The following is a 6,622-nucleotide window of genomic DNA, read 5'->3' as shown; positions in this document are numbered from 1 at the left end:
TTCTTCATATCCCTGATTTCAGGTATTTTGAGCCGCGAAAAGTCTCAAAGCGCCTCTGGCGAAGTGCGGGGCGAATGTGAATCGTCATCTTCAAATCGACCCCTTGTATGCAGTCAAGGCCTTGTCCATCTTCAATTTGTCGTACTGAAAAATGGCCCAAACGATTGCCCGACAGCACCAGATGTAGTGGAAATTCCAGCTCTTGCCATCGGGCGCTCCTTCGCTCAGGTCAAACGAGAAAATTACGCCCCGGCTATCCGTGTGCTCAAAATTGCGCAGGACATCGACGCCGCCGAATTCGTCCGGGCTTGTGTCGAGGTCGACCTCAAGGGCTTCGCGTGCCTCTTGCTGGTCGTCATAACCCCAGTCCTCGGTGCCTTGCTGGAATTCCTCCATGACTTGGGCACGGAATGTGTCCCAGTCAAACGACTCAGCGCGGTCGCGGCCATCCACAACCTTCTCCTGCCAGTATTGAGGATTGATGCTCTTGCCGCTTGAGCGGAAGAACTCAAACATGTCATCCAAGCGCTGAAACGTGAAGGTCTTACAATCACCGGTGATTACCAGGCTGCCTGGCCAGGTCACGATGTCGAACCAGACAAAGCCACCGCCCAGCTTGCGAAAGCGCAGATGACGATAGATCCCATCGTCTCGCAGCACCTCCATGACGCCATTGGCCATGTCCTTGTCGAATTTCTCTTGGGTTGGGTCGTAATCGCTCATGGCGCTTTATCCTTCACTAAATAAGCTGGTGTCACGCCTCTGGCCAAAACCGTTGTGCACCAAGATTGATGTGCTTTGCTATCGGGGTAGGTGCTGGTGCATTGCTGGCCGAAGGTTTGTTTTGTTGCGACTATTGCGGCGAAGAACATCAAGAAAGCGAACATCGCCAGGCCGGCCAGGCGCAAGAATTCATTGAGCATGCGGGCTCCAGAAAATTAAAAGCCCGCTTGGTGCGGGCTCGGGTATGTATTTCATGATGGTCGATCACATGATGATTTCTGACATTCGCGGGCCTTTGCGATGCGCACTAGCGAGCACGTCGCGCACGACATGCAGGGCTTTTTCCATTTGCCGTGGTGAGCTGTTTTGCACGATTTCTTCGTTTGCATCGAGTGCATTAAGCACTGCTTGCAGGCCCGGACCATCAAAGCCAAAGCGTCCATGCGAATAAAATCTGGCTTTGCAGCGCATCATCGCGTCCTGCGCAACTTCGATGCTATCGGCCAAGATTTCATCAATCTCAAGTGCGCGTACCTTTGCCAAATTGATCGCCACTGCCACCCGGTTGAAGTCATCATCGTTTCCGCTCCCGTCCCGCAATCGGGCAAAGCATGTGCGGATCTTGATGTGATCAAGAGTCAGCTCGCCTTCTGCGTAGGTGCGGCAGTCATTCATCATGTGGAGCGGCGCTATGCTGAACAGCTTTCGGCTCCGTTGGGGTTTGGGTGGGTTCTTGGCCAGCTTCGCGGCCAGCCGTCTCTGTTCGCGGTTCATGATTCAGTGTCTCCTTGGCTATCCGCGCTGCTGGCGCTTGGTGGGCTGGTATAGAGAGGTTGGGTGAATTTGCCTACGGGCGTTTTGCGCAATGGAAGGTATGAACCGAATTTCGAGTCCTTGTCTTGGAATGCGGCCAGTTGCTCAGGGCTGGCGTAAAGCACTGGTGATACAGGTTGCGCGGCATTTGCCTTCTTTGGCTTGTCATCCAGACCAAGCCACTTGAGGAAATGCCAAATCAAGCAAGTGAGCATCACCGCCACCACAAACCCGCAACCGAAGAAAAAACCATGCGCAAACCAGTTGAGCAGGGCGAACAAGTTGATTTCAACCATGACCGTCTCCCAGCGGCAAAAAGCCATCTTCCGGGAGGTCGACAAGGTATGCCCGATAGCCAGCTGGAATCACAATGCCGGTTTCAGGGGCTGTTGTAGCCTCACTCCAGTAAATAGCAACCTCGTCTGATTCATCGGTGAAGTCAATCACCGCTGCCAGCTGGTTTTTTGTGAGTTGAACTTTTTGGATGGGCGCTGGTGCCGGTGCTGGTTTGCGCTCTTGCAGCAGTTCTTGGTAGCGGCCAGTCATGCCAGCGAGAGCAGCCTGCAGGTCAACATGGCTGGATTGGAGGTCAGTAAACGCAGTCCACAGTGCACGCAGGGCTTGTTGATCTGACTGGTACGTAATACGCCACGCTTCAAAAGTGACGGGTTTGTTGCTTTCACTCATTGGGCAACCTCATAGGCAACCAGGCGCCCAGCCTCAGCTTCTGCAACAAGTGCTGCAACGACTTGGCGCGCTTTTGCTTCATCGTCCGCTGTCCAGATTGCAGCGATAAGGGCGACTGCCCCGATAGCGACCAGTGCAGCTTTCAAGATTGGTGACATGTCTTTTCTCCAATAAAAAAGCCGCTTCAGAAGCGGCGAGCGAGTAAGTTTTCGATTTCGATGATGTGCGCTTTGGCATGGCGCTCGATTTCAGCAAGGATGTTCACTTGCGGTGGTGGGGGTGCTGGAACATGGGGCCGCGTATAGAGGTATCGAGCCTCATAGCCATCAGCGGCATATCGCGGGTTGGCAAGAACCATGCGAACGTGCTCATGCGTGCAGAAGCCCCATAGTTCGCTGCCAAAGCGGCTTTGGCCAGCAACAGGGTTTTCACCTTCCTTTAGCAGAAGGTGTAGGCGCAGCAGCTCGGCAGCCACGGGCGCGGGCACGGCATACGCGGTGCCATCAATCAGAACGGACTCAATCGGCTGTGCATTGCCGTGCGGTGTTTGGTTTTCTGACATGCTTTCCTCCCTTCAATGCCCACAGGGCAGGCCTTCACCCTCAGTGGGCTCAGAAGGGACAGGAGCACCACAGCTTGCGCAGCGCTTGACGGGATCGTTTGACGGGGTGGGTGCTGGCGCTGGTGCATTCATGGCTTAGCCTCTTTACTGGGGTAAGGGAAGGCCTCAATGCGGCCATCGGGGTAGTGGAGTTGGTCGCCCACGCGGCTGGGGAGGGTGAATGCGCGCAGGCGCTCGGGGTCTATGCCTGGGTTCAAGCGAAGCTCCACGCCTTGGTAGCAATTCGATGGCGGCTCGTATTTTTGGTCTTTGTGCATGGATGCCTCAGAAATAGAAAAGCCCGCAACATGGCGGGCCGGGTGGTTTGGGGTATCAACACAGGACGCGGCTAGCAGCGCGCGCCCTCTGGTCATAGCCCATGAGAAAACCCGGCGCGGGGCCGGGCTTGTGGATGGAGCTGGGTGAATTAGCGGGCTGCTGGCGCTGTACCGTTCAGCACAGGCAGCGCAGTCGCTTCCGCAATGTGTGCACGCATCTGCTTGACTGCATCCTCAATCACCTTGTGCGCGCGGATCAGCTCGATCCACATCACCAGCTTGCCGCCTTCCTGAATGCGGTAGCGGAAATGCACGTCCTGGCGGTACTTCTCGCCGTTCTCAAACACCGGCACGCCGATGGAGAATTGAGCAGGGATTTCCAGAGTGCCGCCCGCAACGGATGCTGTACCTCGCACTTCTTCGTTGTAGGTGAATTGGGTGGAGCCATCGCCCAGGCGCACGGCGCTCTTGAATTCCACGTTCTTCTTGGCTTCCAGCGCACGGCAGATTTCCAACAGTGTTGCACCGTCCGGGCTGCCAAGCTCGCGGTTTGGCAGATCAGCCGCGATATGCACAACATCGACCATATTGGCCTCTAGGAACTGCGCCATTTCCACCTGGTTCATGTGCTTTTTGTCCACCTTCGTCCACTCACCCCACTCGGGCGAGATTGGGGCGTTGTAGGTGGCACGGTGGTCGCCATAGCCCGCTTCACCCGCATTTGAATTGAACACGGCCGTGAAGGAGGGCGGGCTGATTGTGCTGAACAAGTGCGTTTGTGCGCCTTTCTGCTCCACAACCACGGCAATGAAGGATGCAGCATCGTTGAGCACAGTTGTGCCGCTCTTGCGCGTGGGTTTGTCGAGGTATTTACTCAAATTGGCCACGGTGAAGCCTGCGGGCAAAACCATGAGTGGCGTTCCGCCGACTTCGCGGATTGATTGATTGCAAGCAGCCAAGACATCCTTAGCGACTGTCTCGGTATTGGTTTCGTTCAGATCCATGGGATCTCCTATGAAATGGACGGTTGGAAATTAGTTGACGGCGCGCAGGGGTGCCTTAGCGTCATCGGCTGGCGCTTTGCGCAGTGCCGCCATGGTTTGGGCCTGCGCCTCCTGGTCTGGTGTGCGCAGGCCTTCCAGCGTTTGCTGCTTTGGGTTCTCGCGCTGCAGGTTGTTGTCTGGGGTGGCGAACATGAGGGTTTTGCCGCGTGTAGGCTGGGGCAGTTTGGCTTTCACGTCCATATCAAGCTCGACTTGGCCTGATGTGCCCCCCTGGGGCTTCATCTTGATCTTCAAGTTCAGCTCGCTGAGCTTGCCGGTTTCAGTGCTGGCGTGCACCATGTCATTCAGCGCATCAGTCAGCTCTGCCTCTAGGTCGGGCAGTGCACTGAGGAATTCGCTAAACGATTTGCGATCCACCTTCTTGGTGGGGTTTATGAGTTTTTGAGCCATGTGGCCTCCAAAAAGAAAGCCCGCGTAATGCGGGCAGGTGGGTAAATCAGGCTTCCTCAGTGGAGCGGCCAGATTGCGTAAGGATGTGTGCAGCGAGCCGGGCGGCCAGCTTGTGAAAGTGATCTGCCGCGATGTGTGTTGCAGCCCGCTCTTTGCGGGACTCGATTCGAAGGGTTTCAATCAGTCCTGCAGTGACGAAAGGGCCACCAAGCCTTGCATTTATCTGCTTGATGTTCATTGTTTTGCCAGTACTGATAAATCGCTGAAATTCATCATCACTCAGGGAATTGATGCCTTTCTTGGTACTGGCGCTTTGTGTGTTTTCTTCGTCCATGAAGCCCCTGAAATGAAAAAGGCCCGCGAGCTGTTTTGCTGAGGGCCAGAATAAAAAGCCATTGATTTGCTGGCGTTCTTGTAGTCAAGAAATAGATAGGTTGAGGCAGCGAATCTGCGACAATCACAATGCGCTGTAGACGCAGCGCACTGCGGCCTGTCAAGCCGCTTAAGGTGCGGTGTTGGTATGCAATCTGCATGGCGGTGCCATGCAGGCTGCCTGCTCGGCGACAAGGGTATTGCACGCCAACATTAAGCCGATGCCAGAAGCCCATCCTAGGTAAGCATCTGGCCGCGCTAGCAAAAGCGCGTAATAAGTTCAGCGGGATTAACCGTCCCGTGGCCACGGGACTTTTCAGGGATCACTCCATGAAAGTCCAAGTGAAGGTGAGCATAAAAATTGATGTTGCTGCGTGCTTGCGCATTTTTGCATTCATCATTTCTATGCTGTGACCGTGTGGGGCGGACTGGGCAACCAGTCCGCTTTCCCGCTAAATTCATCACCAGCTGCATCATCGCCGCCTCAACCTATCTACTCCTCTCAAGAATGCCCGCAGCTCTTATCCGCCGGGCATTGCTGCCAGTGCGAGCATTCTTGATGGCCCTCTTGCGAAGACCAGGCCGGGATTCCAACCAGCATGACCGTTGTGCTGGGTCGTCTTCACCCATCGGTTTTTCTTTTCTTGGCGCCGCGCCTCAACTACCTATTCTTGATGACCCCGGTGTGTGGGGTTCGCCAGGCCTTTCCCAGATCGCTGCACCGTGACCCCATCCGGGCGGCTTGCAAGTAGTAGAGCGAGTGCAGTCATTTATTGGCCGCTTGCTGCATGCGGCGTTCTAAAGAGAGTGAGGCATGCGGCTCGATCGCTTGGTGCCCATCGCTTTTGTTGCGATGGAATAATTAAACACCATGTTTTTCAGTGTGTCAACGTAATGTTTAAACATTGTGTTTGGTTCTTTAGTGGAAATTCTCACAATGCACTTAATTCGAGCGAAAAAAAACCCGCGTAGTGCGGGCTTGGCGCTCGAGATAAATGCTAGCTAGTCGTCAATCCATTGGCCAATCACAGTGCCAAGAACGCGAAACTTATCTCTGATTGGTGAGTGCATTGGATTGAGAGGCATCAACCACTTTTTGCCATCTTCGTCTTTGAAGACTTTGAATGTGACTTCATGCGTTGGACTGTCCTCTAAGCAGGCCACTATGCGATCACCATTTGTTGGGCTGCGGCGCTCCGGGTCAATGAAAATGATGCTGCCCTCTGGATAGCTGCGTCCTCCGCCAAAAGCAGTCATCGAGTCGCCGCGAACCCTTAGTGCAAAGGTTGATTCGCTGTGCGGTACGGGACATACAAGCCACTTTTCGGCGTCGCCTACAGTATATGTATCAATGGCTTCGCAGAATGTGCCTGCTTGCACCCAGGAAATAAGAGGCACGTCGCCGCCTCTTAGGCTTGGCCCTGGCTCAACGTTAGCAAGGCTAGGAAGCATGGGTCCGCTACCCGTTTGCAGCCAACCCAAACTCACCCCTTTGAGAGCAATCGCAACCATTCCCTCGTTTGAAGGGCCGCGTGATTCCCAATTTTTGACGGTCTGCGAGTTTGGCAGCCCCAAAAAATGTGCAGCGTCAGTTGGTCCCACTTCGGATTTCCCGGTCAGGTATGCAATTGCCTGATAGAGGCGCGTCATGGTAGGGGTCATATGCATATTTTTCAACAAAACGTTTAAACGTG

At 54.6% G+C, this 6,622-nt stretch carries 11 protein-coding genes; all 11 read right to left on the bottom strand.

The genetic code is table 11. The features are described 5' to 3' along the window. Positions 1-90: 90 nt before the first annotated feature. The 11 genes from E8K88_RS02765 to E8K88_RS02715 all read right to left on the bottom strand — a co-directional run bounded on the left by E8K88_RS02765 (position 91) and on the right by E8K88_RS02715 (position 6,578). Entirely contained in the window at positions 91-723 is a 633-nt protein-coding gene (locus E8K88_RS02765) for a hypothetical protein (protein ID WP_136405109.1), read from the bottom strand. After that, positions 720-923, bottom strand: a complete 204-nt coding sequence (locus E8K88_RS02760; protein WP_136405108.1) for a hypothetical protein — start codon at positions 921-923, stop codon at positions 720-722. Before E8K88_RS02760 ends, E8K88_RS02765 begins: the two co-directional genes overlap by 4 nt. A 64-nt stretch (positions 924-987) precedes the next feature. Next, entirely contained in the window at positions 988-1,497 is a 510-nt protein-coding gene (locus E8K88_RS02755) for a hypothetical protein (RefSeq protein WP_136405107.1), read from the bottom strand. Further along, positions 1,494-1,832, bottom strand: a complete 339-nt coding sequence (locus tag E8K88_RS02750) for a hypothetical protein (protein ID WP_136405106.1) — start codon at positions 1,830-1,832, stop codon at positions 1,494-1,496. Before E8K88_RS02750 ends, E8K88_RS02755 begins: the two co-directional genes overlap by 4 nt. After that, positions 1,825-2,223 (bottom strand): hypothetical protein, encoded by a 399-nt coding sequence (locus E8K88_RS02745; protein WP_136405105.1) that lies wholly within the window; start codon positions 2,221-2,223, stop codon positions 1,825-1,827. The genes E8K88_RS02750 and E8K88_RS02745 overlap by 8 nt, the downstream gene beginning before the upstream one ends. A 184-nt stretch (positions 2,224-2,407) precedes the next feature. Then, positions 2,408-2,785, bottom strand: a complete 378-nt coding sequence (locus E8K88_RS02740) for a hypothetical protein (protein WP_136405104.1) — start codon at positions 2,783-2,785, stop codon at positions 2,408-2,410. 128 nt (positions 2,786-2,913) lie between these two features. Next, the gene (locus tag E8K88_RS02735; RefSeq protein WP_136405103.1) at positions 2,914-3,102 is read right to left on the bottom strand and encodes a hypothetical protein; all 189 of its coding nucleotides are present in this window, start codon (positions 3,100-3,102) and stop codon (positions 2,914-2,916) included. Between the two features lie 149 nt (positions 3,103-3,251). Next, a complete protein-coding gene (locus tag E8K88_RS02730) occupies positions 3,252-4,106 on the bottom strand; it encodes a DUF2303 family protein (protein ID WP_136405102.1) in 855 nt (284 codons plus the stop codon). 30 nt (positions 4,107-4,136) lie between these two features. Then, entirely contained in the window at positions 4,137-4,556 is a 420-nt protein-coding gene (locus E8K88_RS02725; protein ID WP_136405101.1) for a hypothetical protein, read from the bottom strand. Between the two features lie 46 nt (positions 4,557-4,602). After that, positions 4,603-4,890 carry a hypothetical protein gene (locus E8K88_RS02720; protein ID WP_136405100.1) on the bottom strand — a complete coding sequence of 96 codons (288 nt, stop codon included), beginning with the start codon at positions 4,888-4,890 and terminating at the stop codon, positions 4,603-4,605. 1,040 nt (positions 4,891-5,930) lie between these two features. Continuing rightward, the gene (locus tag E8K88_RS02715; protein ID WP_136405099.1) at positions 5,931-6,578 is read right to left on the bottom strand and encodes a S24 family peptidase; all 648 of its coding nucleotides are present in this window, start codon (positions 6,576-6,578) and stop codon (positions 5,931-5,933) included. Positions 6,579-6,622 lie beyond the last annotated feature (44 nt).

Origin of the sequence: Lampropedia aestuarii, assembly GCF_004803635.1 — a bacterium.
Classification (GTDB): Bacteria; Pseudomonadota; Gammaproteobacteria; order Burkholderiales; family Burkholderiaceae_C; genus Lampropedia; species Lampropedia aestuarii.
This window is presented reverse-complemented; position numbering and strand designations above follow the sequence as displayed.

Excerpts from the sequence above, each read along its gene's own strand:
- E8K88_RS02765 (WP_136405109.1), bottom strand. The coding sequence starts at position 723 with ATGAGCGATTACGACCCAACCCAAGAGAAATTCGACAAGGACATGGCC.
- E8K88_RS02760 (WP_136405108.1), bottom strand. The coding sequence starts at position 923 with ATGCTCAATGAATTCTTGCGCCTGGCCGGCCTGGCGATGTTCGCTTTC.
- E8K88_RS02755 (WP_136405107.1), bottom strand. The coding sequence starts at position 1,497 with ATGAACCGCGAACAGAGACGGCTGGCCGCGAAGCTGGCCAAGAACCCA.
- E8K88_RS02750 (WP_136405106.1), bottom strand. The coding sequence starts at position 1,832 with ATGGTTGAAATCAACTTGTTCGCCCTGCTCAACTGGTTTGCGCATGGT.
- E8K88_RS02745 (WP_136405105.1), bottom strand. The coding sequence starts at position 2,223 with ATGAGTGAAAGCAACAAACCCGTCACTTTTGAAGCGTGGCGTATTACG.
- E8K88_RS02740 (WP_136405104.1), bottom strand. The coding sequence starts at position 2,785 with ATGTCAGAAAACCAAACACCGCACGGCAATGCACAGCCGATTGAGTCC.
- E8K88_RS02735 (WP_136405103.1), bottom strand. The coding sequence starts at position 3,102 with ATGCACAAAGACCAAAAATACGAGCCGCCATCGAATTGCTACCAAGGC.
- E8K88_RS02730 (WP_136405102.1), bottom strand. The coding sequence starts at position 4,106 with ATGGATCTGAACGAAACCAATACCGAGACAGTCGCTAAGGATGTCTTG.
- E8K88_RS02725 (WP_136405101.1), bottom strand. The coding sequence starts at position 4,556 with ATGGCTCAAAAACTCATAAACCCCACCAAGAAGGTGGATCGCAAATCG.
- E8K88_RS02720 (WP_136405100.1), bottom strand. The coding sequence starts at position 4,890 with ATGGACGAAGAAAACACACAAAGCGCCAGTACCAAGAAAGGCATCAAT.
- E8K88_RS02715 (WP_136405099.1), bottom strand. The coding sequence starts at position 6,578 with ATGACGCGCCTCTATCAGGCAATTGCATACCTGACCGGGAAATCCGAA.